The following is a 23,861-nucleotide window of genomic DNA, read 5'->3' on the forward strand; positions in this document are numbered from 1 at the left end:
CGCGTGGCCGGACGCGTCGAGGCTGCCGCGACGGAAGGGTGGGCATGGACTATTCGGAGTACCGCGAACACGACGGGGTGGGGCTGGCCGAGCTGGTCGCCGGCGGTGAGGTATCCGCGACCGAACTGCTCGACGCCGCCTTCGATCGCTACGAGAAGGTCAACGACCGCATCAACGCGGTGGTCCGTACCGACCGGGCGGCCGCGGGGGAGTTGGCGGGCGAGCTTCCCGCCGGTGGTCTGCTCGCGGGGGTTCCGTTCCTGCTCAAGGACCTGAACCAGGAGTGGGCGGGGCATCCTTCCAGCGCGGGGACAGGCGCGCTGTCGCGGGTGGTGGCAACGGAAACAGCCGAGGTGGTGTGCCGCTGGCTGAACGCGGGACTGCTGCCGTTCGGTCGCACCAACACTCCCGAGTTCGGCGCCAAACCGGTCACCGAGCCCGAAGCCTTCGGGCCCGCCCGCAACCCGTGGTCGCCGGACCGCACTCCGGGGGGTTCCTCGGGTGGTTCGGCAGCCGCGGTCGCCGCGGGAATCGTTCCGGTGGCCGGAGCCAGCGACGGCGGCGGTTCCATCCGGATCCCGGCCGCGTGCTGCGGCCTCTTCGGGCTCAAACCGGGGCGTGGTCTGGTGCCCGCGGGGCCAGCGCGTGCGGAGAGCTTTCACGGGGCCGCTTCGGACGGCGTGCTCTCGCGCACGGTTCGGGACAGCGCTGCCGCGCTGGACGCGATCGTGGGGGCCGATCCGGCCGGTCCGTACTCGCCCGCCGTTCCCGGTCGTGATTTCACCACCGAGATCGCCTCCGAACCCTCTCGGCTACGTATCGGTTTCACCGCGCAGTCGGCCCTGGGACGGCCGCATCCCCACGCGACCGAGGCGTTGAGCGACGCCGCCCGGTTGTTGGAGTCGTTGGGGCACCAAGTGGAACCGGTGAGCTCGCCGGTGGATCTCGATTCGCTGGCCGTGGACTTCCTGCGTGCCTGGTCGGTGAAGCTGGCAGCCTCGATCGACGACGCGATGGCGGCCACCGGAGCATCGGAGGCCTCGTTCGAGCTGGACAGCCGACTGCTGGCCGCCGTGGGCCGTGCCATCAGTGGCCCCGAGTACAGTGCGCTGCTCGACCGGTGGCACGGCTACACGCGCAGGCTGGCCGAGTTCCACCGTGACTACGACCTGCTGTTGACTCCAGGGCTCGCCGGGCCACCGGTGCGCGTGGGTGAGCTCGCGACCGGCGAGCCGTTGCGCGCGGCGGGCAGAGCCGCGCTCGGGCTGGGACTGGGGCGAATGCTGCGCGCCAGCGGAATGGTGGATCGAGTGGCCCGGGAGAACCTGCGCCACGTGCCCTACACCCAGCTGGCCAACATCACCGGTAGGCCGGCCATGTCCGTCCCGCTGTACTGGGATCCCGACGGGCTGCCGCTCGGTGTGCAGTTCGTGGGGCCATTGGCGGGCGAGGGGATGCTGTTCCGGCTGGCTGCCCAGCTGGAACGTGCGCGCCCCTGGGCGCGGCGCGAACCGCCACTGTGACGGTGGGCCGCACGTGTCTCCGTTGTCGGTGCCGAGCGGGTCCGCCGGGTAATCTGGATCTTTTCCAGATTTCTCGGAGGTGGCCCGCCGCGCCGTTTCATCAGGTCACGACGTCGGGCCGCGAACGTGACCGCCGTTACTGTCACTAGACTCGGCAAAGTGGGCATTCCGCGCGCAGAACGCCTGGTCAACCTGGTGCTGTGTCTGCTGTCGACTCGCCAGTACCTCACCGCGGAGCGAATCAGAGGGATCGTTCCCGGTTATTCCGACTCCGCCAGTGACGAAGCGTTCTACCGAACATTCGAACGTGACAAGGCCGAACTCCGCGACCTGGGCATCCCGCTCGAGACCGGGCGCAACTCGGCTTTCGACGGTATCGACGGCTACCGGATAGCACGCCGTGACTACGAGATCGGCGACATCGCGCTGGAGTCCGACGAGGCCGCCGCCGTGGCGTTGGCGTCCCGACTCTGGGAGGCACCCGAATTCGGCACCGCCGCGCGCGGCGCGCTGCACAAACTGCGCGCCGCCGGTATCGACGTCGACGACGGCGCCGCCGGGCCCATCGAACCCAAGGTGCGGGCGGACGAACCGGCCTTCTCTCCGTTGCTGACCGCCGTACGCGAAGGGCGGCCGGTGACCTTCGACTACCGCAGGCCCGCCAGCAGTTCCGCGCAACCGCGGACCGTGGAACCGTGGGGGGTGGTGTCCTGGTGCGGCCGCTGGTACGTGGTCGGCCACGACAGGGACCGGCAGGCCGCGCGTTGCTTCCGACTCTCCCGCATCAGCGGGGAGGTGCGCGCCTTCGGCACGCGGGGACAGGTGAACTGTCCCGAGGACGTGAACCTGATGAGCCTGGTCACCGGATTCGAGTCGACGCCCCCACCGCGAACTCCGGTGCGCCTGTGGGTGGCGCGGGGACGTGCCCAGGGAGTGCGCCGGGACGCGGAAGTCCTCGCCGAACGCGAGCTGGACGGCGTCGCCGGTGAGGAGCTGCGTCTCGAACTGAGCTATCCCGAATCGGCGACGGGATGGCTCGCGGGCTACGGCCCCGATGTGGTGGTCCTGGAACCGGAAACGCTGCGAAAGTCCGTCCGCGAGGCACACCTGGCGACGTTGCGGACCCTTCGGGAGGGAGAGCGGTGAGCAGTACGAGTGAGCGGCTGCCTCGATTGCTCGCGATGATTCCGTACCTGGTCAACAGGCCGGGAATCGAGGTGGCCGAGGTCGCGGCCGATTTCGGGGTCAACGCGCAGCAGATTCGTCGGGACCTGGAACTGCTCTGGATGTGCGGTTTGCCGGGATACGGCCCCGGGGACCTGATCGATCTGTCGTTCAGCGGGGACACCGTCACGGTGGTCTACGACGCCGGGATGCGCAAACCGTTGCGCCTGACCGGGCAGGAGGCCACCTCGCTGCAGGTGGCGTTGCGCGCGCTGTCCGAGACACCGGGAATCGCCGACACCGACGCGGTGCGCAGGGCGTTGGCGAAGGTCGAGAACGCGGTGGGCGCCGCGCGGCGCCAGGGTGTCGTGGTCGGGTTGGCCGACGAGTCCCGGCCGGTGGCCACCGAGGTCGGCTCGACCGTTGAGGAAGGCACCAGACTGGGCAACGCACTGCGCATCAGGTACTACACCGCCTCCAGGGACGAGATCACCGAACGTACGGTCGACCCGATGCGGCTGGTGCTCGTGCAGGGGCACAGCTACCTGGAGGCCTGGTGCCGGCGCGCGGGTGGGGTAAGGCTGTTCCGGTTGGACCGGATGGACGACGCCGAGGTTCTCGACGAGCCCACGCGTCCCCCCGCCGAGGCTACCGGCACCGACCTCTCGGGAGGACCGTTCCGCCCCACGGAGCCGCAGCCGAGCGTCGAACTCGAACTGTGCCCCGAGGCCCGCTGGGTGGCCGAGTACTACGCCGTCGACGAGGTAACCGATCTGCCGGACGGATTCACCAGGGTGGTGCTGCGTTACTCCGACCGCGCGTGGTTGGTGCGGCTGGTGCTCGGACTGGGCGGGCGAGGAAGGATCCTCGCCCCCACGGAACTGGCGACCGAGGTTCGACAGCGCGCGGACGAGGCGTTGGAACGGTCTCTTCACTCGCCGGTCACCTGAGGGGGATACGGTGTCACCGTGCCGTACGCGTTGATGGTGGGACTTGTGCTGGTGGCCCTGATCGCCCTGATCCCCGTGGTGCTGACCACACTCCGCTCGGTTCGCCGTACGCGGGCCGCATACGCCCGGGTCTCCGGTGAGCTTTCCGACCGGATCGGGCTGCTGCGGGCACGCGGGGCCGGAATCGGAATCGCCCTGAAGCGTCATTGATCCGATCGAACCTGTCGAAACCGGCCACGTGCGGCGTAATATCCCCGTTGCAGCAGGCTCGAGAAGAGGTGTACAAGCATGAGTTTCCCCGGTGGTTGGGAGCTGGTCCTCATCGTCGGTGTGTTGGTGTTGCTCTTCGGAGCAGCCAAACTGCCGCAGCTGGCCAGGTCGCTCGGTCAGTCCGCACGGGTCTTCAAGGCCGAGACGCGTGGCATGAAGCAGGACGAGCAGGCCGCCTCCTCCCAGGGCGAGTCCGAACGGAGCGAGCCGCAACAGCTCACCACGGGTGAGCAGCACTCGACCGGGTTCACGGCGACCAGCGCGGAGCGGTTGAACGGCGAACGTCCGGCCGAGGACAAGCACCGTAACGACGCCACGAACTGACGCGGGGGCTGTGACGGTGGAAGGCAGTCGGCTTCGCCGCCTCAACCCGTTCGGGCGTGATCGCACCAAGTACAGTCGCCGCCGGAACCCCGACGGCACCATGACACTGGTCGATCACCTCTACGAACTGCGCTACCGGTTCGGGGTGGCCCTGCTGGCGGTGATCAGCGGCGGGATCTTCGGTTTCTGGTGGTTCTCCCACCAACTGTTCGGCCTGCCGAGTCTCGGTGACTTCGTGACCGGCCCGTACTGCTCGTTGCCCTCCGACATGCGGCTGAGTCCGAACGGCAAGTGCCAGCTCATGCAGACCCGTCCCTTCGAGGTCTTCATGATCCAGCTCAAGGTCGGCCTGTCGCTGGGTGCGGTGTTGCTGAGCCCGGTCTGGTTGTACCAGTTCTGGGCGTTCATCGCGCCCGGACTGCATGCCAGGGAACGCAAGTTCGCCAGGGTTTTCGTGGGCATCGGCAGTCTGCTTTTCGTGGCGGGTGCCGCGCTGGCCTACTTCGTAGCACCGAAGGGGCTCGCCTTCATGTCGGGTTTCGGCGGTGGTGCGTTCTTCACCGCGCTGACCGGCGGGGAGTACATCAACTTCGTGCTGCTGATGCTGTTGTTCTTCGGTATCAGTTTCGAACTGCCCCTGGTCATGGTGATGCTGAACCGGGCCGGGGTCGTGAGCTACGCCAAGCTGCGCAGCTGGTGGCGTGGCAGCGTGTTCGCGCTGTTCATCTTCGCCGCCATCGCCACTCCGGGGCAGGATCCGCTGTCCATGCTGGTGCTGGCCGCCGCGTTGTGTGCGCTGTACGGAGTCGCCCTGGTGATCTGTCGGGCCCACGACAACTCCAAGGCGCGCAAGGAGGCCTCGGCACAGCAGTTCGACCCCGATCAGCCGTCCGAGCTGGATACCAGTCCCTCCGAGGTCGACGTCGGTAGTCGGGCCGGATCCGGTGTCGAGGAGGACGACGCGACCTGACCGCTTCCCCGGGTGGCCTCGGTGTCAGCATGGTGGACACGTTCACGGCCGAGATATGAAAGTCTGGGAGAGTGGCTGACAGCCGTACCGAAACCACGGAGACGAGCACCGGGCCCGTTGGTCCCGCCGAGGCGTACGCCGCGCATCAGGCGCGCAGTGCGCATCCGAGACTACGGGCCTTCACGGTCGACCTGTCCTTCGAGTTGGATCCGTTCCAGCGGACCGCCTGCCAGGCACTCGAGGACGGGCACGGGGTGCTCGTCTGTGCTCCCACCGGCGCGGGCAAGACCGTTGTCGGCGAGTTCGCCGTCAACCTCGCCCTCGCCAGTGGGCGCAAATGCTTCTACACCACGCCGATCAAGGCGCTTTCCAATCAGAAGTACACCGACCTGTGCGAGCGTTACGGCACGGGTGCGGTCGGGCTGCTGACGGGCGACACCTCGATCAACGGCAACGCCCAGGTGGTCGTGATGACCACCGAGGTGCTGCGCAACATGCTCTACGCGGGTTCCAGCAGCCTGGACGCGCTCGGCTACGTCGTCATGGACGAGGTGCACTACCTCGCCGACCGCTTCCGGGGGGCGGTCTGGGAGGAAGTGATTCTGCACCTGCCGCAGCAGGTGCAGGTCGCCAGCCTCTCGGCCACGGTGAGCAACGCCGAGGAGTTCGGTGAGTGGCTGGTGGAGGTGCGCGGCGACACCACCGTGGTCGTCGACGAGCACCGGCCCGTGCCGCTGTGGCAGCACATGCTGGTGGGCAACCGCATGTTCGACCTGTTCGGTGGTGAGGACGAGAACCGCGAACTCAAGATCAATCCCAATCTGCTGCGGCACACCAGTGAACTGGGGCGTACCAGAGAGCCACCCGGCAAGGTGCGTCGTGGCCGGGACGGTAAGCGGCGCGTGCAGAACCGGGGCGGAAAATTCTTCCAGCCCTCGCGGGTGGACGTACTCAGCCAGCTCGACGAGGCCGAACTGCTGCCCGCCATCGTGTTCATCTTCAGCCGCGCGGGGTGCGACGCGGCTGTCGGTCAGTGCGTGCGTTCCGGCCTGCGGTTGACCACCGAGGAGGAACTGGACGAGATCCGCGCGGTGATCGACGAGTACACCAGCACCCTGCCGGAGAGCGACCTGGAGGTGCTCGGCTACTGGGAGTGGCGGGAGGCCCTCGAACGGGGCGTCGCCGCCCACCACGCGGGACTGCTTCCCGCGTTCAAGGAAACCGTCGAGGAGCTGTTCGTCCGCGGCCTGGTCAAGGCGGTGTTCGCCACCGAGACGTTGGCGCTGGGCATCAACATGCCAGCCCGCACCGTGGTGCTGGAACGGCTGGTGAAGTTCAACGGGGAGTCGCACGTCGATCTGACGCCCGGCGAGTACACCCAGCTCACCGGGCGTGCCGGGCGTCGGGGTATCGACGTGGACGGGCACGCCGTGGTGATCTGGCAGCCGGGTATGGATCCCAAGCAGGTGGCGGGTCTGGCCTCCACGCGTACCTATCCGCTGCGTTCCTCGTTCCGGCCCGGCTACAACATGGCCGTCAACCTGGTCGGACGCCTCGGGACCGACTCGGCCCGGGAACTGCTGGAGCAGTCGTTCGCCCAGTTCCAGGCGGACCGTTCCGTGGTGGGCCAGTCCAGGCGGGTGGAACGCAACACGGCCGCGCTCGACGGTTATGCCGAGGCCATGCACTGCGACCAGGGCGATTTCGCCGAGTACTTCGATCTGCGGCGTCGTATCTCCGACCGGGAGAAGGAACTCGCGAAGCAGAACAAGGCCGCCAAACGTGCCGAGGCGGCCAAGTCGCTCGAAAAGCTGCGCAAGGGCGACGTGATCACGATTCCGTCCGGAAAGCGCTCCGGGCTGGCCGTGGTGGTGGATCCGGGTCTGGACCCGATGGGCGAGGCACGGCCGCTGGTGGTGACGGAGGACCGTTGGGCCGGAAGGGTCTCGGTGGCCGACTTCACCAGTCCCGTCGAACCCCAGGACAGGATCAAGCTGCCCAAGTACGTCGACGTCCGTTCGCCCAAGTCGCGGCGCCAGCTCGCGAACACGCTACGGGAGAGCGGTGTCGCCCCGGTGGGCAAGCGCCGTGGCGGCAAGGGATCCCAGGCTGGGGACGACCGGGAACTGGCCAGTCTGCGTCGGGCGATGCGGTCGCATCCCTGCCACGGCTGCGATGAACGCGAGAACCACGCCAGGTGGGCGGAACGCCACGAGCGACTGCGTCGCGAGACCGAACAGATCAGGAACAAGGTGGCCGCCACGACGAACTCGTTGGTGCGTTCCTTCGACCGGATCACCGCGCTGCTCGGGGAGCGCCACTACCTGGATCCGCACAGTCCGGATGACCCGGTCACCGGCCACGGCAAGCGACTGGCGCGTCTCTACAGCGAGTCGGACCTGTTGCTCGCCGAGTGCCTGCGGGTGGGCAAGTGGCGCGCCCTGCAACCGGCACAGCTCGCCGCGGTGGTCTCGTCGCTGGTCTACGAGGCCAGAGGTGACGCGCCCATGGTTCCGGAGGTCCCGCCGGGGGCGGTGTCCGAAGCTCTTTCGGCGACCTGGGAACTCTGGGCGGAGCTGGAGGACGACGAGCGCAGGCACAAGCTGGACAGAACCCGGGAACCCGACGCGGGATTCGCCTGGCCGGTGTATCGCTGGGCTCGAGGGGACTCGCTGGAGAAGGTACTGACCGCTTCCGCTTCGGCGGGGCACGAACTCCCCGCGGGGGATTTCGTGCGCTGGTGCAGGCAGGTGATCGACCTGCTGGACCAGATCCGAGAGGTTCTCGGCCGGGAGGATCCGGTCGGTTCGGCCGCGAACAAGGCGATCAACGGGATTCGACGGGGCGTGGTGGCCGCGGGCTCCGTGTGACCTTCTGCGGGGGCGTACCCCGGGCGACCGTGTGCGCGGTGAACCGCGTTCTCCCGGAACGGGGCGAGCCGTTCCGGGAGAAACCCACCCCCGATCATTCTTCTTCGGTTGTGGTTGGATCGGCTTCCGACGTCGGCCGAGCCGATGCGAGCTGATTCCCGTCGAAAGGCGCACATGAGCAACCCCTACGGCTCGTCGCCGCACAGGCAGTCGAACGAACGGCATCGGTACGGCTCTCCGGCGGGCCGTTCGCCGGGTGGTTGGGACGGTGCCAGTGCTTTCGCGGGGCGGCGCCGACGTCGTGTGTGGCCCTGGCTGCTCGGCTCCGTGACGCTGTTATCGGCATTGGTGGTGGCCGTGCTGGGATTCGTCACCCCCGGCTGGTTCTACCGCACCGTGCTGGAGGCCGATTCGGTGCAGCAGGGGGTGCGCCAGATCGCGCGGGATTCCTACGGCGTGGACGGTATCGAGTCGGTCATCTGCCCGGAGGGGGAGCCGCTGCGCGCCGGGCACAGTTTCACTTGCGAAATGCGGGTCGGCGGGGTAAGCAAGAACGTGCGGATCGTGATCCGGGACGAGAAGGGGACCTACTCGGTCGGCAGACCCGACTGATTGTTCCCGTACCTCCTTGTTGGGTGGACGCGTGCTCCTCGCGCAAGCGAGTGGTGCTTCGTGAGCCTTCGCAAATCATTCGACCGAGTGGTGCATCGGCGGCATCATGAAGGCGTGATCGAACACGATGTCAGGCCGTTGGCGGAATCCGAGTATCGCGCCGCGCACGACCTCTTCCGAGGTGCCCTGCACATGCCCGCCGCGAGCGACGCCGCCTGGCGGCGGATGGCACCCCCGTACGAGGTCGGCCGGGTCTGGGGAGATCACCTCGACGGTGAGCTGGCGGGAACCGCGATATCGTTTCCCTCCTCGGTGGTAATGCCGGGTGGGGCCGAGTTGTCCGCAGCGGCCGTGACCGCCGTCGGTGTGCGAGCGGACCGGACTCGGAAGGGTGTGCTGACCCAGCTGATGCGCGCCCAGCTGCACGAGGCGTGGCAACTCGGTGAGCCCTTCGCGATGTTGCACGCCTCGGAGACGGCCATCTACGGGCGTTTCGGTTACGGGATCGCCACCAGGGCACGCACGGTTCACCTGGAGACGGCAGCCGCGAAGCTGCGTGACAGTGCTCCCGGAGGTGGAGAGGTGCGACTGGTCGAGCCCGAAACAGCCGGTCGACTGCTCCCCGAGATCCACCGGAACCTGCCCGCCTGGCCGGGTGCGATCGCTCGTCCGTGGGCCTGGTGGCAGACCCAGCTGCGGCGGGACGGTACGAGTGAGGAACACACCTCCACGGCCGTGCACCGCGACGCGGCGGGCAACGACGACGGGTTCGTTCGCTGGATGGCTCACAGCAACGACTACAGGTTCGGTGACGGCCGCACCACGCTGCGGGTGATGGACATGCGAGCGGCGAACTCGGCCGCTGCCTGTGAGCTGTGGCGGTTCCTGCTCGGCATCGATTTGGCCGACGAGGTGGTGGCGATCGAACGACCGCTCGACGAGCCGTTGGAGTGGTGGTTGACCGACAGCAGACAGTGTCGGGTACGGGACGTCTACGACGATCTGTGGGTTCGTCCGGTGGACGTGGACGCCGCCCTGCGGGCGCGTGACTACGCCGGTGCCGGTGCCGTGGTGCTCGAGGTGCACGACGCCACGTTGCCGCACAACGAGGGCCGGTATCTGGTCGGCCCCGAAGGGGTCGAACGCGGTGCACACGAGCCGCAGCTGAGCCTCGACGTCGCCCAGCTGGCGCCGCTGTTGTTCGGCGAGGTCGAGCCGTCCACCCTCGCGGACGCGAACCTGCTCACCGTGCACGATCCCGCCGCGCTGCCGGTGGCCGACGCGTTGTTCGCCACTCGGGGCCGCGCCTGGTGCGGCACGCATTTCTGATCGAGGTTTCGGGGCGGGTTGTCGGGTTACCCGCTCGACGGGACCTCCCGTCGCCTCTCATTACGGGAGGCCGCGACAGCGGGCAGCGACCTTCCGAGGGAAGGGTGTCGGTCAGCAGTGGTGGTTCCCGGATCCCGCCGGTCAGGACTCACGCCGACAACGCGTCGAGCAACCGGTCCACTGTGCTGCCGAGCCCCCACTCCTGCTGTAGCTCTCGGACCCGCTCGGTGTCGACGGCGGTGGCGAGTCCCGCGTTGGAGACCCTCGTCTCGGAGAGCCTTTCCTCGCGGGGCAGCACGTCGGAGGGCAGGCTGTGGGTCACCGGGGCGTCGGGCACCGTGTTGACCACCGTCGGCGCGGCGTCGAGGTAAGCCGCGGCCTCCGAGAGCTGCTCCCGGTTGCGTTTCGTCAGTCCCTGTTCCCCCGCTTCGGCCGCCGCGCGCAGTTCGCTCAGCGAGCCGAACCGCGTGATGAGTTTGGCCGCCGTCTTCTCCCCGATCCCGGCCACCCCGGGCAGTCCGTCCGACGGATCTCCGCGCAGCATCGCCATCTCGGCGTAGGCTCTGCCCGCGTTCTCGGTGGGCAGTTCGTACCGCTCTGCCAGTTCGGCCGGGCCGTAGTCCTGCGCCTTGGCCAGTCCGCCCCCGATGTAGACGACCCGGCAGGTGGTGGGAGACTCCCGCACGAGTTGGAACAGATCGCGGTCGCCCGTGATGACCTCGATCGGATCGGTGTGCTCCCGTGCCACCAGGGTCGCGATGACGTCATCGGCCTCGTAGCCCTCGGCCTCGGCGGTGTCGATGCCCAACGCGGCAAGCAGGTCGAGGATCACCGGAATCTGCGGTTCCAGCGTGTCGGGAACCGCTTCTTCCGCCGTGTCCGTACCCGTTGGCCCGTCCGCCGTTGTTCCGGACTTCGGAGCGGGTTCGGCCACCCGGTGTGCCTTGTAGGAGGAGAGCGCACGCACCCGGAACTCGGGACGCCAGTCGTTGTCCAGACACGCCACCACCCGGCGCGGCGCGCGTTCGGTGAGCAGTTTCGCGAGCATGTCGCAGAATCCACGGACCGCGTTCACCGGAGTTCCGTCCGGAGAGGTCAGTGACTCCGGCAGCGCGTAGTAGGAGCGGAACCAGATTCCGGCCGAGTCGAGCAGCATCACCGATGACTTCACGGGGTCCAGCTTGGCACGCTTCCGGCGCGGCACGCCGTCCGGTACGTGGCCAAACGGCTCGCGTGCTCCGGGGGCACCGAGCTCGGCCCCGGGGGAAGGCGGCGTGTGCCGTTTTCCACGCCGTGGCGGTCGCGTCCGGTTCGGAGCCGCACACGTGTGCCGTGCTCCGTGACATCCTTCGCGGGTGGATGATGAGAAATCTTCGAACAACGGTTTTCCGTGGCAGCCGAGGAAAGTGCTCGCCGGAACCGCGGTCGCCCTGCTCGTCGTGCCTACCGTCTTCTTCGTCCTGGGTATGGCCAGTTCGGGGAATTCCGGCTGGAACGCCGTCACGGGGGAGACGTTGCGGGGGACACTCCGAATCACTCGTGCTTCCGGGCTGATGGTGTTGTTTCCGGGGCTGCCGCTCGCCCTGCTGACGGAACGGCTCTGCGCGCGAGCCCGACTTCCGCTGACGCTGTTGGCATTCGCGTTCGCGGGTGTGGTGGCGGGACTCATCGCTTCGCTGGTGCTCACCAGCGGTGGTTTCTTCTTCGTCATCGTTCCCTTCGCCGTGCTGAGCGCGGTACTCGGAAGGGCGTTCGCCACTCCGGTGGCGCGCAGGCCCGTGCTGTGCTGGGGGCTCGTGCTGCTCGCCGCGGCGGTACTCGCCGGTGCCCTGCTCACAAGGCTGTTCTGAGCGGATTTCGCTCCACCGGCAGGAGCATGTCCTCGGTACACCTCGGATGCAGTCAAACCAACAAGGGAACTTGGCAGAGTTTTCTTGGTGGCTTACCGTGTGCCGGGTGACCGAGGACCACAGCTACGAGCTCGACGCGGCCGGGCTGCGAGCACTGGCTCACCCGTTGCGCATCCGGATCCTCGGCGAGCTGCGTGCGGCTGGTCCCGCGACGGCCACCCAGCTCGCCGAGCGTTTCGAGCAGCGTTCGGGAACCACCAGTTGGCACCTGCGGCAACTCGCCGAACACGGCTTCGTCGAACAGGACACCGAACGAGGTAACCGCAGGGAACGCTGGTGGCGGGCCACCCACGCCGAAACCGCGTTGCACCCCGAGAAGTTCAACGCCGATGTCGAACTCGGCCCCGCGCTGAGCACCCTGCTGCACGAGATAGCCGCCAACCACCACCGCGAACTCACCGGATTCCTGGCGAGACTGTCCGAATGGTCCGGGGAGTGGCTCGAGGCCTCGGAACTGTCGGACTGGCAACTCTCCCTCTCGCGAGAGGAACTGGCCGAGTTCACCGCCGAAGCCGGCAGGCTCGTCGAACGTTACCGTCGCGCTCCCGAAGCGGGTGACGAACCGGTTCTGGTGCAGCTGCGCGCCTTCCCGCGAGGGGAGCGGGGGTGATGAACCGCTCACGGTTACTGGTGCTGTGGTTGTCCACCGGCACCGTCAGCGCCGCCAGCGCGGCCGGATTCGTGGCGATCCCGTGGTTCGTGCTCATGACCACGGGAAGCGCCGCGAACGTGGGTATGGTCACCGCGGCCGAGCTTGTGGGAATGCTGCTGGCCACCGCGCTCAGCGGCCCGCTGATCGACCGGGCAGGGCCTGCCAGGACCGCGCCGCTGGCCGATCTGGCCGCCGCGCTGTGCGTCGGCGCGATTCCGCTGGCCGAAGCCACCACCGGTCTCACGCTCTGGTCGTTGCTGCTGTTGGCAGGCGCGTTCGGAGCGTGTCGCGAACCCGGCCAGACCGCTCGCCGGGTCGCCGTCCCGGACCTGGTCACCAACGCCGGGGTGGCCATGGAACGCGGTGCGGGAGGGATGGACGCCGCCCTGCGGGCGGGGCACCTGTCAGGGGCGCCGCTGGCGGGCGGAGCGCTCGCGCTGTTCGACCCGCCGGGGGTGTTGTGGATCGCCACCGGTGTGATGGGGCTGTCGGCGCTGCTGGTCGCCTACGCCTCGCGCGGGGCGACCACATCGGACACCGAGGGGACGGACACCCCCGAGGGGTTCACGCGCCGATTCGCCGCCGGGATCGACTATCTCCGTCGCGATCGGCTGATCAGCTGGATCATGGTCCTGCTGTTGCTGACGAACACCCTCGACCTGGCGTTGACGGGAGTGCTGCTCCCGACCTACTCGGCACGGATATTGCACGACTCGCTGGCGCTCGGGGTGCTGGTCGGCGCGTTGGGCGGTGCCGCGCTCGCGGGGAACCTGCTGTTCACCTGGCTCGGCGCGCGGGTGCGACGTCGGAGGATGCTGTTCACGTTCGCGTTCGCGCTGGGGCCGATCCCGCCGCACCTCGCGATGGCGGCGGGATCCGGATTCGCGGTGTTGTTCGGCGTGGTCGTCGCGTGCGGGCTGGTCGCCGGAATGATCAACCCGATCCTGGCCGCCGTGGCCTACGAACGTATACCGGCCGAACTGCGCGGACGCGTGCTGAGCCTGACGACCCTCGTGGCGCAGGGCGGTACCCCGCTCGGCGTGTTGTTCGGTGGTCTGGCGGTGGAGGGGATCGGGCTGCGTACCACGTTGACCTGCACTGCCCTGCTCTATCTGATCGCGTTGGCGATACCGGTCCTCGGTGGTGGCTGGCGGGAGATGAACCGTCCTCGAACTCGGTCAACGGCCGAGGACGTGCCAGTGGGAAGTACATCGCACGGCGGGCAGGAGTTGGCCCACTCGTCATCTCCGGGTTGTGGTCGGCAGGCCGAGAACCCGGGATGGTGATCGTGTCGGTTCCGGAGCGTTTTCTCCCTCCCGTTGTGCGCTCCGGAACCGTCACGTTGCTTTTCCCGTCCGAGCCGAGGGCGCCCTGTGGTACGGGGAGTCGTCGGCAGTTTCCGCGTCGGTACGGTTTTGTCGGCCTCCCGGCCGGCTGATCTCGTCGTAGTCGGGGCACTTAGAGTTGGGCCATGTCCACCGTTGCAACGAAGCAGGACCCCACAGTGCTCTCGGCGCGGCTACAGCACGCGGCCGAGAAGGCTGCAGACGCGGACATCGACGCGCTGCTGATCTCGCCCGGATCCGACCTCGGCTACCTCATCGGGGTGGACGGCGAGTCCTTCGAACGTCTCAGCTGCCTGGTGTTGCCCGCGGCGGGCGGCACGGCTTCGCCCGTGCTGGTCGTTCCCAAACTCGAGGAACTCGGTTACTCCGAGGTGCCCGCGCGGGAACTCGGGCTGGAGATCGTCACCTGGGTGGACGGGCAGGACCCGCACGGCATGGTCGCGGATCTGCTGTGCCGTGACGGTGCCGCACCCTCCCGGGTGGGGGTGGCGGACGTGATGCCCGCTCTGCACACCCTGCCGCTGCGCACCGCCCTGCCGGAGACCGAGCAGGTGCTGGCCAACCCGGTGCTGCGCGCTCTGCGGATGCGCAAGGACCCCGCCGAGATCAGTGCCCTGCGTGAGGCAGGGGCCGCCATCGACCGGGTACACGCCCGGATGGGCGAGTTCCTGCGAGTCGGTCGCACCGAGACCGAGGTGGGCGCCGACATCAGCAGGGCGATTATCGAGGAGGGGCATGCCGAGGCCGAGTTCGTGATCGTCGGTTCCGGCCCGAACGGGGCCAGCCCGCACCACGCGCTTTCCGACCGGGTGATCCGAGAGGGCGACGTGGTCGTGGTGGACATCGGCGGCCCCATGCCCAGTGGTTACAACTCGGACTGCACCCGTACCTACTCGTTGGGCGAGCCGCGCGACTCCGACGTGCGTGCCACCTACGAGGTGCTGCACGCCGCCCAACGGGCCGCGGTGGAGACGGTCCGCCCCGGAGGTACGCCCGCCGAGGTCGATGCCGCCGCCAGGGAACCGATCGCCGCGGCAGGCTTCGGTGACTACTTCGTGCACCGCACGGGGCACGGTATCGGTCTGGACGTGCACGAGGAGCCCTACATCATGGGGGGCAACGAGATCGCGCTCGAACCGGGAATGGCGTTCAGCATCGAGCCGGGGATCTACCAACAGGGACACTGGGGTGCCAGGATCGAGGACATCGTCGTGGTCACCGAGCATGGCGTCGAGAGTGTGAACAACCAGCCGCACGAGTTGGTGGTGCTGCCGACGTGACAGACCGGAATGCCGCGCAGAGTTCCGAGCTCGAGGCGACCGATCGGGCCATTCTCCGTGAACTGCTTCGGGACGGGCGGTGCAGTTTCACCGACCTCGGCGAACGGGTCGGGCTCAGTGTCTCGGCGGTGCACCAACGGGTCCGGAGGCTGGAACAACGCGGAGCGCTGCGCGGCTACACGGCCAGGGTGGACGGAGAGCAGATCGGGCTGCCGCTGACGGCGTTCATCTCGCTCACCCCGATCGACCCGGCGGCTCCGGACGACTATCCACAGCGGTTGGAGCATCTGCCGGAGATCGAGTCCTGCTTCTCGGTGGCCGGTGACGAGTCCTACATCCTGCAGGTGCGGGTGGCCTCTCCACTGGCGCTGGAGGATCTGCTGCGGCAGGTCCGCGAGTCGGCGAAGGTTTCCACCCGGACCACCGTGGTGCTGTCCACCCCGTTCGAGAACCGCGCCCCGGAACTTTAGGGGGTTTCGCGTCCCGGTCTGCCGGGATGGACGCTTGGCGGAACCTCCGGCACGGCTCTCGCTGCGGGTGCCCCGACATCGGGTAGTTACTACACAACGTCGGGGCCGTCCTCGCGAGAGCCGCACCGGAGAACCCGCGGCGGTGCCGACTGCGTGAGTGCTCGGGGTTCGGCTCGCTGGAGTGGTAGGAGCTCGGCGTGTGAGAGTGCTCGGGGTTCGGTCTGCGGGCGTAGGGACTCGGGACTGAGGGGGATGTCGAAGCGGGAACGGGCTACACGTTCGGGTGAGTAAAAGCGGGACACGCCGGGGTTCGGCGTGTCGGTGTGGGAAGGCGTGGTGCGTGGGAGGAAGATCGCCGGAAAATCCACTACCGTAATCGAGTGGCACGCAATACGATCTACGATCAGTTCGCGGAAGCCTACGCCCTGCACTCCGAACACAGCCCGGCCAACGCCTACTACGAGCGTCCTGCCGTCCTGGACCTCGCCGGTGACGTCGCGGGCAAGCGGGTGCTCGAACTCGGATGTGCCGCCGGTGTGCTCTCCGAGCAGCTCGTCGAGCGTGGTGCCGCGGTGTTCGGAGTGGACCGCGAGCCCAGGATGGTCGAACTCGCCCGGCGCAGACTCGACGGTCGTGCCGAGTTCGACGTGGCGGAGCTGTCCGAACCACTCGATCTCGTGGCCGACTCCAGCGCCGATCTGGTGGTGGCCTCGCTGGTGCTGCACTATCTGGCGGACTGGGAACCGTTGCTGACCGAACTCAACAGGTGCCTGGTGGCAGGCGGCGAACTGGTGTTCTCGGTACACCATCCCGCCGCCGACTGGCAGTGGTTCGGGCGTCCGGACTACCTGCGCACCGAGCTGGTCACCGAGACGTGGCCGGTAGGCGGGCAGGATGTTTCGGTGTCCTTCTACCGCAGACCCCTCTCGGCGGTGTTCGACCAACTGCACCGCTCCGGCTTCGTGGTCGACACCATCGGTGAACCGCGTCCGCTGCCCGAGCTCAACGAGCTCTCCCCCGACGCGTACGTGGAACTGAGCAGCAAGCCCGTGTTCCTGTTCGTCAAGGCCTTCACCGTGGGCTGAGGGTCGCGGAGTTCTCCCGCTGGGCGGGTTCGGCGCTGTTTCCGTCGAGTGGAGCCACGCGCAGGGATCCGTCACCGGTGGTGACGCACCCGGCCTGTTGCCTGCCGGACGGCAGGAAGTCCTCCAGACAGCCCGCTATGCGCTCGTATCCGGCCGCGTTGGGGTGGAACGACTCCTGCATCGCGTGCGGGGCGCGTTCGTCGTGTTCCAGATCCTGCCAGTCCACGGCGAGGCGGCGGAACCATTCCGTATCGGCCGACTCGTTCGGGGCGGTACACGCCTCGTGTCCGTACCCGGCGCGCGCGAGGTCGAGGAACCGCACGTCCTGTTGTTCAGCCACTTCGCGCAGTCCCTCCGACAGTTGCGGGACGGCGGTGTCGCGGACCCAACGCACGTCGACGGTGCGTAACGGACAGCCGGACAGCCCCCGCAGGTCGGGGCGAATACCCGGCGCGACCGGGGAAGCATAGGACTGCAGCACCAGCGAGTAGCTGTCCCGCGAGTAACCGGCACGGCGCATGACGTTTTTGATGTCGGCCAGCGCGTCGGCGACCTTGGGTTGCATCTCCGCCACGCGGTCGGGCCACTCGTCCCGCAGCCGCTGCGAGCAGCCCCCCGAATTCTTGGTGAACCACGCGCGGACACAGGAGTTCAGCACACCCACGAAATTGGGGGCGTTGTTCGCGCCGACAGCCACCACGATGTCGGTGACGCGGTAGCGCTCGGCGATCCGGGCGAGTTCGCCCGCCTGCGAGGGTCGGTCTTCGTTCGAGGCGGGGTCGAGCCCGACCGTACCCGCCTTCGCGCCGGAACAGGCCAGATTGAAGCGTTTCACGTCGGCGGGCAGTCGCAGTTGGTGCACCATGGCTTCGGAGGAGCGGTGACACCAGTTGCCGTCGCGCCCGTCGGTGCCGGGGGCGTAGTCGCCCGCACCCTCGCCGGAGATCGTGCTGTCGCCCATGGTGACCACCGCCCTGGGCAGTTCCGGTGCCGGTGGTTGGGGCACCCGTACCGGTCTGTCGCCGACGAGCAGTACCAGTGCGAACACGCTTACGATCAGGAACAGGGTGATCAGTTTGGCTGTGCGTGTTCGCATCACCCAGAAGTCTATGGCCTCGTGGGTGGTGGGTGGCACGGTGCCCGACCCGAGTTCGGGTAACGTTTCGGACACCACCGTCTCGACACGTCACCGGTCGGTTCCGGAGGTGGGTCGACGGGGGATGAACCGAGCTCCGGGAGTAATTCGGTTTGCTCGCGCGTTGTTGTCTGCGGAAGGTTCTGTTAGCGGAGGTGCCAGCGCGACGTGCCGATACTGATCCTGCTGCTCGTCGGGTTCGCCGTCGAGGTCAGCGTACTTGTTCTTGTCGGTCAGCTCATCGGGGTTTTTCCCACTATCGGGTTACTGCTCGCCGGTGCGCTGATCGGATCCTGGCTGCTGCGCCGCGAGGGGCGCAGGACACTGCGCGAGTTCTCCGAAGCAGCGCGATCGCGTCGACCGCCCGAGCGGGAGATCTCGGACGGCGTGCTCGTGAGTGGCAGCGGATTCCTGATCATGATCCCCGGTCTGATCAGTGATCTGTTCGGTCTGCTGTTGCTGTTGCCTCCGGTCCGGTCGGTACTACGAACCCGGATGCGGCGCAGCGCCGAACGCAGGCAGCGGTTGATGCGGGAGCGCATGGCCGGTTTCGGTCCTGCCGGTTTCGGCACCGCGGCATTCGGCCCGGAGGCGTTCACCGCCCCGGGCTTCGGAACCGGTCGTGGGCAGTCGACCGGGGGCGGTGACGAGGACGTGATCGACGGCGAGGTCCTATCCGTGTCGGAGGACGACGATCACGAGCGGTACGATCACGGTTCCAACCCGCTCCGCGGGGGTGGAACGGACGAGGAAGAAGGGCAGGACCGGCGACAGTCCTGAGTGGGTCGGCTGTGGTCGGGCAAGTACAAGCAGCGGGTTAAGCTACTCGGGGGCGACCGCGACCGACGGCGACGAACCGTGCCGGTAGTGCCGCACAGCGGTACGACCGAAGACGCGGCTCGGAACAGGCCGAGTGACGGTCGGGCGGTTCGCGCAGGTTGCACACGCGAGGGTGAACTACAGGGGCCAGGTCCGATACATGTCCGACACCACGCTCTTGCTCGGCGGGCGAATCCATTCGCCGGGCACTCCGGATGCCACCGCGATGGCCGTCAAGGACGGCACCATCGCCTGGGTCGGCACCGACACGGTTGGCCGTGCGTTGCATCCGGATGCCGACATCGTCGAGCTGGACGGCGCATTCGTGGCGCCCGCCTTCGTGGATTCGCACGTGCACGCGACCTCGAGCGGTCTGCTGCTCAACGGACTCGACCTCACCGGGTGCGCCTCGCTGACCGAGTTCCTGCACGCGCTGCGCGACTACGTCGCCGAACACCCCGGCAGGCTCGTCTGGGGGCACGGCTGGGACGAGAGCTGGTGGCCCGAACAGCGTCCTCCCACCAGGGCAGAGGTGGACGAGGCCGCCCGCGGGGCGCCGGTCTACTTGTCCCGCATCGACGTGCACTCGGCACTCGTCTCCAGCGCGTTGCTCGACCGCGCGCCGCTGGCGAAGGGGGCCGAGGGGTGGGACGAGCAGGGGCCACTCACCCGTGTCGCGCACCACCACGCCCGCAGCGCCGCTCGGGAATCACTCAGCCCGCTGCAGCGCAGGGAGGCCCAGGCCGCTTTCCTGCGCCACGCGGCGTCGCAGGGCATAGCCAGCGTGCACGAATGCGCGGGACCGGACATCTCGGGTGCCGACGATCTCGCGGATCTGATGATGCTCTCCGGGCAGGGCGGAGTTCCCGACGTCGTCGGCTACTGGGGGGAACTGGGGGCGCTGGAGACCGGGCGCGAACTCGGCGCCAAAGGGCTCGGCGGTGATCTGTTCGTGGACGGTGCGTTGGGATCGCGCACCGCGGCGCTGCGGGAGCCCTACACCGACTCGCCCACCACTTCGGGGGTGCTCTACCTCGATGCCGATGCCATCGCCGAGCACCTCGTGGACTGCACCCGCAACGGCGTGCAGGCAGGCTTCCACGTGATCGGTGACGCCGGGGTCGCCGAGGTGGGTGAGGGGTTCCGACGCGCCGCTCAGGTGGTGGGCACACCCGCGCTGGCGAGCAGCAGGCACCGGCTGGAACATCTCGAGATGATCGACGGTGAGCTGGCCGGTGAGCTGGCGGGCTACGGGGTGGTGGCTTCGGTGCAGCCCCGCTTCGATTCCTCCTGGGGTGGGACCTCACGGATGTACGCCAGCAGGCTCGGCCCCCGGCGGGGTGCGAGGTTGAATCCGTTCTCCGAACTGGCCTCCAGTGGCCTGGTGCTCGCGTTCGGCTCCGACGCTCCGGTCACTCCGCTCGGCCCCTGGGAGGCGATCCGAGCCGCCGTGCACCACCGGACCGAGGGCTTCGGCATCTCCCCGCGGGCCGCGTTCAACGCGCACACCAGGGGTGGTTGGCGAGCCGCTGGGGTTGACGACGGGGTGACCGGAACCCTCGTTCCGGGGGCAACGGCCACCTACGCGGTGTGGAACGTCGACGAGTTCGTCTCGCCGGTGCAGGACTCGCGCGTACGCCGCTGGTCGACCGATTCCCGTTCCGGTGTTCCCGATCTGCCGGACGTCTCCCCCGAGGTGAGACTGCCACGTTGTCTGCGCACCGTGCTGCGCGGTGAAACCATTCATCAGCGTGATCCCGGGGACGAGGACCAGTGATCGGGCAGGAGCGCCCACCGAGCGGGGCCGGACCCGCTGAGCCCGCGGTCCCGTTGCCGTGAGCGCCGCCACCACCATGCGTGTTCGGGGGCGTGCATCGGCGGAGTAGATTCGCCTCGTGTGCCGCCGGTGGTGGTGGCCGAATTGCTCGTTGGCGGCGAAGGTTGATCGGTTGGTTGTCCCCAGGGTGAGTTCGGGAGGCGAACAGCGCTCCGGCCGCCGTGCCGGAACTCGTTCGAAACGTGCTCGCTTCTCGATCCCGGCGCGGCTGGTGACGGTAGTGCTCGCCGGGCTCCTGCTGTACTGGTCGTGCCCACCGCGTGAACTGTGGTGGCTCTCCCCGGTCGCGGTGGCCGGTTTCGTGCTCGCCGTGCGCGGGCGACGCGCCCGAGCCGGCTTCTGGTACGGGCTGCTGTTCGGGCTGGCCTACACCCTCCCGCTGCTCGGCTGGCTGCTGGATTTCCTCGGAGCGCAGTTCGGTCCGTGGCCGTGGCTCGGCGTGTGCCTAGTCCAAGCGCTGTTCTTCGGCCTCGCCGGAGCGGGTGCGGCTCGGGTCACCCGGTTGCCCGCGGCCCCCGTCTGGCAGGCGGCCGTCTTCCTCACGGCCGAGGTGCTGCGGTCCGCGCTGCCCTTCGGCGGCTTCCCGTGGGGGCGGTTGGCGTTCACCCAGACCGATGGTGTGCTGCTGCCGCTCGCCTCGATCGGGGGCACCGCGCTGGTGGGCTTCGCCGTGGCACTGATCGGCGCGGGGCTGGCCGAGGCGGTGAGCCGTTCGCCGTGGCCAGGGGATGGTGTCGAGCGTGGTAGCAGGGGGAGCCGTGGCGTGGTTCGACTGTTCGCCCTGCCGGTCTGCGCGGTACTGGCGCCCCTCATGGCGGGGCTCGCGGTGCTTCCCACCGTCGGCGCGGGAGCTCGGTCCGGAACCGCGACGGTAGCCGTGGTGCAGGGAAACGCGCCCAACGTCGGTTTGGATCTGTTGTATCGGGACGAGCAGTTGCAGGCGAACCACATCCGGGCCGCTCGCCGGTTGGCCGCGGACGTGGCCGCCGGCCGGGTTCGACGCCCCGACTTCGTGCTGCTGCCCGAGCAGGTCGGCTCCTGGGGGCCACAACGGCGGGATCCGGCGTTGCGACGTATCGCCGAGCGGATCGACGCTCCGATCATCGCCGGTGGTCTCGCTTACGGTCCGGACGGGGAACTGAGCAATCGCATCGTGCGTTGGGGGCCGGAGAGCGGGGCCACCGGGGAGTACGTCAAGCAGCACCTGGTGCCGTTCGCCGAGAAGATCCCGCTGCGCTCGGTGGCCGGTGCGGTCAGTCCCTTCGTGCAGCGGTTCCAGCAGGACATGACCGCGGGTGACGAACCGGGTGTGCTGGCTGCCGGACCGGCCCGGCTGGGAGTGGGGATCTGTTACGACGTCGCCTACGACGACGTGTTCCGGGAAGCGGCGCGTGCCGGGGCCGATCTGTTCGCGTTGCCCACCAACAACGCGTGGTACGGCCGTTCGGAGATGAGCTATCAGCAGCTGGCCATGGCCCGACTGCGCGCCGTCGAACACGATCGAGCGACGCTCGTGGCGGCCACCTCCGGGGTCAGCGCCGTGGTGCGGCCGGACGGAAGTGTGCGGCGTAGCACGGAGCAGTTCACCGCCGAGACGCTCGTGGCCGACGTGCCGCTGCGCTCGTCGAACACCTTGGCCACCTTCCTGGGCCGCTACGTCACGTGGTTGGTGACCGCTCTCGGTGCGGGCGCGGTGCTGTGGACCTCGTTGCGGCGTTACCGCGACCGTGTGCCGAGGCGGGGCCGGTGATGCGACCTACCGTTGGGGGCCGTTCGACCGTTCCGGCCGGAGAACGTGCCGCCGGGCTGCCTGGGTCGGATGTCGACGGCAGTGAGTATGCGAGGGGAAAGCGATGACGAATCCGAGGCAGTCGGCGAACTCCACCGCGTCCTCGGTGCTCGTGGTGATTCCGACTTTCAACGAACGGGAGAATCTGCGAACCATCGTGCGACGGTTGACCACGGCCGTTCCCACCACGCACGTCCTGATCGTCGACGACAACAGCCCGGACGGGACCGGTGCGCTCGCCGACGAGATCGCCGCGGCCGACGAGCGGATCCACGTGCTGCACCGCGCCGCCAAGGCCGGGCTCGGTGCCGCTTACGTCGCGGGCTTCGACTGGGCGCTCCGGCGCGGTTACGAGGCGATCGTGGAGATGGACGCAGACGGCTCGCACGCCCCGGAGCAGCTGAGCACCATGCTCGAAGTGCTGCCCCGTGCGGGGATGGTGCTGGGGTCGCGATACGTCCCGGGCGGAACCGTGCTGAACTGGCCCTGGTACCGATCCCTGCTCTCGCGGGGCGGCAACGTCTACTCGAAGTGGGCACTCGGGGTGGCGATCAACGATCTCACCGGTGGTTTCCGGGTTTACCGGGGCGAGGTGCTGCGCGAGCTGGATCTGCACACCGTGGCTTCGCAGGGTTACTGCTTCCAGGTGGATCTGGCGATGCGCGTCGTGGAGACGGGCAGCACCGTGGTGGAGGTACCCATTACCTTCGCGGAGCGGGAGAGCGGCGAGTCGAAGATGAACGGCTCGATCGTGCGAGAGGCGCTGCTCCGGGTGACCAAGTGGGGACTGCGCCGCAGAGGGCGTCGGCTGCTTGCCTCGGTGAGCCGCGGAAAACCATCGCCGCGGCGCGATCGGTGAGACCGCACGCGGGGACTCGGGGCGAGCGGTCGGGGAGAGGCCCTGGGGCGAAACCGAACGGGCGCCCGTTCACCCGGTGGAACGGACGCCCGTGTGCGGTCGCACGGTCAGCTCGTGCTCTCGGTGGGCCGGTTACGGCGTGCGCGCAACTCCTCCAGCCGCTCGTTGAGCAGTTCCTCGAGCTCGGGAACGCTGCGGCGCTCCAGCAGCATGTCCCAGTGGGTGCGCGGCGGCTTGGCCTTCTTCTGCTCCGGCTGGCTGCCGTCGATGATCTTCGACTCGGTGCCGTGCAGGCGACATTCCCAGGTCGACGGGATCTCGGCGTCGTCGGAGAAAGGCACCTCGAACTCGTGGTCCTTGGAGCAGGCGTAGCGCACCGTCCGGCGCGGTGCGAGGTCGTGGTTACGGTCCGTCTCGTAGCTAACCGCTCCGAGCCGGCTGCCACGCAGAACGCGGTCGGCCATGACGGTTCCTTTCGCTTCGGGGCCCGGGGTTCCGGGCGGCTGTGCTCACCGAGTGCAACGACTTGGGCCTCGTCGTCTGTTCCCGGTATGAGGTTCCTGGTTGCCGTCGGTGACGACATTCACTCGTCAACTAGGTCGACTACCCGTGAGATGCACGGTTGCGGCGTTCGTGACGCGTTTTCCCTCTCGTAACCCACAGGTGC

General features: G+C 68.3%; 22 protein-coding genes. 19 read left to right on the forward strand and 3 right to left on the reverse strand.

Annotated elements, in window-relative coordinates; genetic code table 11:
- Positions 1 to 44 precede the first annotated feature (44 nt).
- The 9 genes from ACOQFL_RS02215 to ACOQFL_RS02255 all read left to right on the forward strand — a co-directional run bounded on the left by ACOQFL_RS02215 (position 45) and on the right by ACOQFL_RS02255 (position 10,012).
- Positions 45 to 1,523 (forward strand): amidase, encoded by a 1,479-nt coding sequence (locus ACOQFL_RS02215; RefSeq protein WP_435542382.1) that lies wholly within the window; start codon positions 45 to 47, stop codon positions 1,521 to 1,523.
- Between the two features lie 159 nt (positions 1,524 to 1,682).
- Complete coding sequence (locus ACOQFL_RS02220) at positions 1,683 to 2,669, forward strand: helix-turn-helix transcriptional regulator (protein ID WP_435542383.1); 987 nt, start codon at positions 1,683 to 1,685, stop codon at positions 2,667 to 2,669.
- Positions 2,666 to 3,637: a helix-turn-helix transcriptional regulator gene (locus ACOQFL_RS02225; RefSeq protein WP_435542384.1), complete on the forward strand. Its 972-nt coding sequence runs from the start codon at positions 2,666 to 2,668 to the stop codon at positions 3,635 to 3,637. The genes ACOQFL_RS02220 and ACOQFL_RS02225 overlap by 4 nt, the downstream gene beginning before the upstream one ends.
- A gap of 18 nt (positions 3,638 to 3,655) precedes the next feature.
- Positions 3,656 to 3,847 carry a bacteriophage holin gene (locus ACOQFL_RS02230; protein ID WP_435542385.1) on the forward strand — a complete coding sequence of 64 codons (192 nt, stop codon included), beginning with the start codon at positions 3,656 to 3,658 and terminating at the stop codon, positions 3,845 to 3,847.
- A gap of 78 nt (positions 3,848 to 3,925) precedes the next feature.
- Positions 3,926 to 4,231 carry a Sec-independent protein translocase subunit TatA gene (tatA, locus tag ACOQFL_RS02235; RefSeq protein WP_435542386.1) on the forward strand — a complete coding sequence of 102 codons (306 nt, stop codon included), beginning with the start codon at positions 3,926 to 3,928 and terminating at the stop codon, positions 4,229 to 4,231.
- 100 nt (positions 4,232 to 4,331) lie between these two features.
- The gene (tatC, locus tag ACOQFL_RS02240; RefSeq protein ID WP_435542387.1) at positions 4,332 to 5,201 is read left to right on the forward strand and encodes a twin-arginine translocase subunit TatC; all 870 of its coding nucleotides are present in this window, start codon (positions 4,332 to 4,334) and stop codon (positions 5,199 to 5,201) included.
- Between the two features lie 71 nt (positions 5,202 to 5,272).
- On the forward strand, positions 5,273 to 8,071 hold the full coding sequence (locus ACOQFL_RS02245) for a DEAD/DEAH box helicase (protein WP_435542388.1): 2,799 nt from the start codon (positions 5,273 to 5,275) through the stop codon (positions 8,069 to 8,071).
- A 174-nt stretch (positions 8,072 to 8,245) separates the two neighbouring features.
- A complete protein-coding gene (locus ACOQFL_RS02250; protein WP_435542389.1) occupies positions 8,246 to 8,683 on the forward strand; it encodes a DUF4333 domain-containing protein in 438 nt (145 codons plus the stop codon).
- A 114-nt stretch (positions 8,684 to 8,797) separates the two neighbouring features.
- On the forward strand, positions 8,798 to 10,012 hold the full coding sequence (locus tag ACOQFL_RS02255) for a GNAT family N-acetyltransferase (RefSeq protein ID WP_435542390.1): 1,215 nt from the start codon (positions 8,798 to 8,800) through the stop codon (positions 10,010 to 10,012).
- 148 nt (positions 10,013 to 10,160) lie between these two features.
- Here the strand turns inward: ACOQFL_RS02255 and ACOQFL_RS02260 are convergent, their stop codons facing one another.
- On the reverse strand, positions 10,161 to 11,168 hold the full coding sequence (locus ACOQFL_RS02260) for a 5'-3' exonuclease (RefSeq protein ID WP_435542471.1): 1,008 nt from the start codon (positions 11,166 to 11,168) through the stop codon (positions 10,161 to 10,163).
- A 199-nt stretch (positions 11,169 to 11,367) separates the two neighbouring features.
- Here ACOQFL_RS02260 and ACOQFL_RS02265 point away from each other — a divergent pair, with 199 nt between their 5' ends.
- The 6 genes from ACOQFL_RS02265 (at position 11,368) to ACOQFL_RS02290 (ending at position 16,755) form a co-directional block, all read left to right on the forward strand.
- Positions 11,368 to 11,862, forward strand: coding sequence for a hypothetical protein (locus tag ACOQFL_RS02265; RefSeq protein WP_435542391.1), 495 nt, complete (start codon positions 11,368 to 11,370; stop codon positions 11,860 to 11,862).
- Positions 11,863 to 11,968: 106 nt separating this feature from the next.
- Positions 11,969 to 12,532, forward strand: coding sequence for an ArsR/SmtB family transcription factor (locus tag ACOQFL_RS02270; RefSeq protein ID WP_435542392.1), 564 nt, complete (start codon positions 11,969 to 11,971; stop codon positions 12,530 to 12,532).
- On the forward strand, positions 12,532 to 13,860 hold the full coding sequence (locus ACOQFL_RS02275) for an MFS transporter (protein WP_435542393.1): 1,329 nt from the start codon (positions 12,532 to 12,534) through the stop codon (positions 13,858 to 13,860). Before ACOQFL_RS02270 ends, ACOQFL_RS02275 begins: the two co-directional genes overlap by 1 nt.
- A gap of 185 nt (positions 13,861 to 14,045) precedes the next feature.
- Positions 14,046 to 15,200: a M24 family metallopeptidase gene (locus ACOQFL_RS02280; RefSeq protein ID WP_435542394.1), complete on the forward strand. Its 1,155-nt coding sequence runs from the start codon at positions 14,046 to 14,048 to the stop codon at positions 15,198 to 15,200.
- Positions 15,197 to 15,670: an Lrp/AsnC family transcriptional regulator gene (locus ACOQFL_RS02285; protein ID WP_435542395.1), complete on the forward strand. Its 474-nt coding sequence runs from the start codon at positions 15,197 to 15,199 to the stop codon at positions 15,668 to 15,670. Before ACOQFL_RS02280 ends, ACOQFL_RS02285 begins: the two co-directional genes overlap by 4 nt.
- A 380-nt stretch (positions 15,671 to 16,050) precedes the next feature.
- On the forward strand, positions 16,051 to 16,755 hold the full coding sequence (locus tag ACOQFL_RS02290) for a class I SAM-dependent DNA methyltransferase (RefSeq protein ID WP_435542396.1): 705 nt from the start codon (positions 16,051 to 16,053) through the stop codon (positions 16,753 to 16,755).
- On the opposite strand, the gene ACOQFL_RS02295 is transcribed toward ACOQFL_RS02290, so the two are convergent.
- Positions 16,742 to 17,851 (reverse strand): GDSL-type esterase/lipase family protein, encoded by a 1,110-nt coding sequence (locus tag ACOQFL_RS02295; protein WP_435542397.1) that lies wholly within the window; start codon positions 17,849 to 17,851, stop codon positions 16,742 to 16,744. The two genes, ACOQFL_RS02290 and ACOQFL_RS02295, sit on opposite strands and share 14 nt — an antisense overlap.
- 207 nt (positions 17,852 to 18,058) lie before the next feature.
- Between ACOQFL_RS02295 and ACOQFL_RS02300 the strand changes: the two genes are divergently transcribed.
- The 4 genes from ACOQFL_RS02300 to ACOQFL_RS02315 all read left to right on the forward strand — a co-directional run bounded on the left by ACOQFL_RS02300 (position 18,059) and on the right by ACOQFL_RS02315 (position 23,194).
- Positions 18,059 to 18,670, forward strand: coding sequence for an FxsA family protein (locus tag ACOQFL_RS02300; protein ID WP_435542398.1), 612 nt, complete (start codon positions 18,059 to 18,061; stop codon positions 18,668 to 18,670).
- A 199-nt stretch (positions 18,671 to 18,869) separates the two neighbouring features.
- On the forward strand, positions 18,870 to 20,486 hold the full coding sequence (locus ACOQFL_RS02305) for an amidohydrolase (RefSeq protein WP_435542399.1): 1,617 nt from the start codon (positions 18,870 to 18,872) through the stop codon (positions 20,484 to 20,486).
- A gap of 172 nt (positions 20,487 to 20,658) precedes the next feature.
- On the forward strand, positions 20,659 to 22,296 hold the full coding sequence (gene lnt / locus ACOQFL_RS02310) for an apolipoprotein N-acyltransferase (protein ID WP_435542400.1): 1,638 nt from the start codon (positions 20,659 to 20,661) through the stop codon (positions 22,294 to 22,296).
- Between the two features lie 103 nt (positions 22,297 to 22,399).
- On the forward strand, positions 22,400 to 23,194 hold the full coding sequence (locus ACOQFL_RS02315; RefSeq protein ID WP_435542401.1) for a polyprenol monophosphomannose synthase: 795 nt from the start codon (positions 22,400 to 22,402) through the stop codon (positions 23,192 to 23,194).
- Positions 23,195 to 23,301: 107 nt separating this feature from the next.
- Here the strand turns inward: ACOQFL_RS02315 and ACOQFL_RS02320 are convergent, their stop codons facing one another.
- Positions 23,302 to 23,658, reverse strand: coding sequence for an RNA polymerase-binding protein RbpA (locus ACOQFL_RS02320; protein ID WP_092627753.1), 357 nt, complete (start codon positions 23,656 to 23,658; stop codon positions 23,302 to 23,304).
- Between the last annotated feature and the right edge of the window lie 203 nt (positions 23,659 to 23,861).

It is taken from the genome of Actinopolyspora sabaoui, assembly GCF_051225635.1.
Lineage (GTDB): Bacteria > Actinomycetota > Actinomycetes > Mycobacteriales > Pseudonocardiaceae > Actinopolyspora.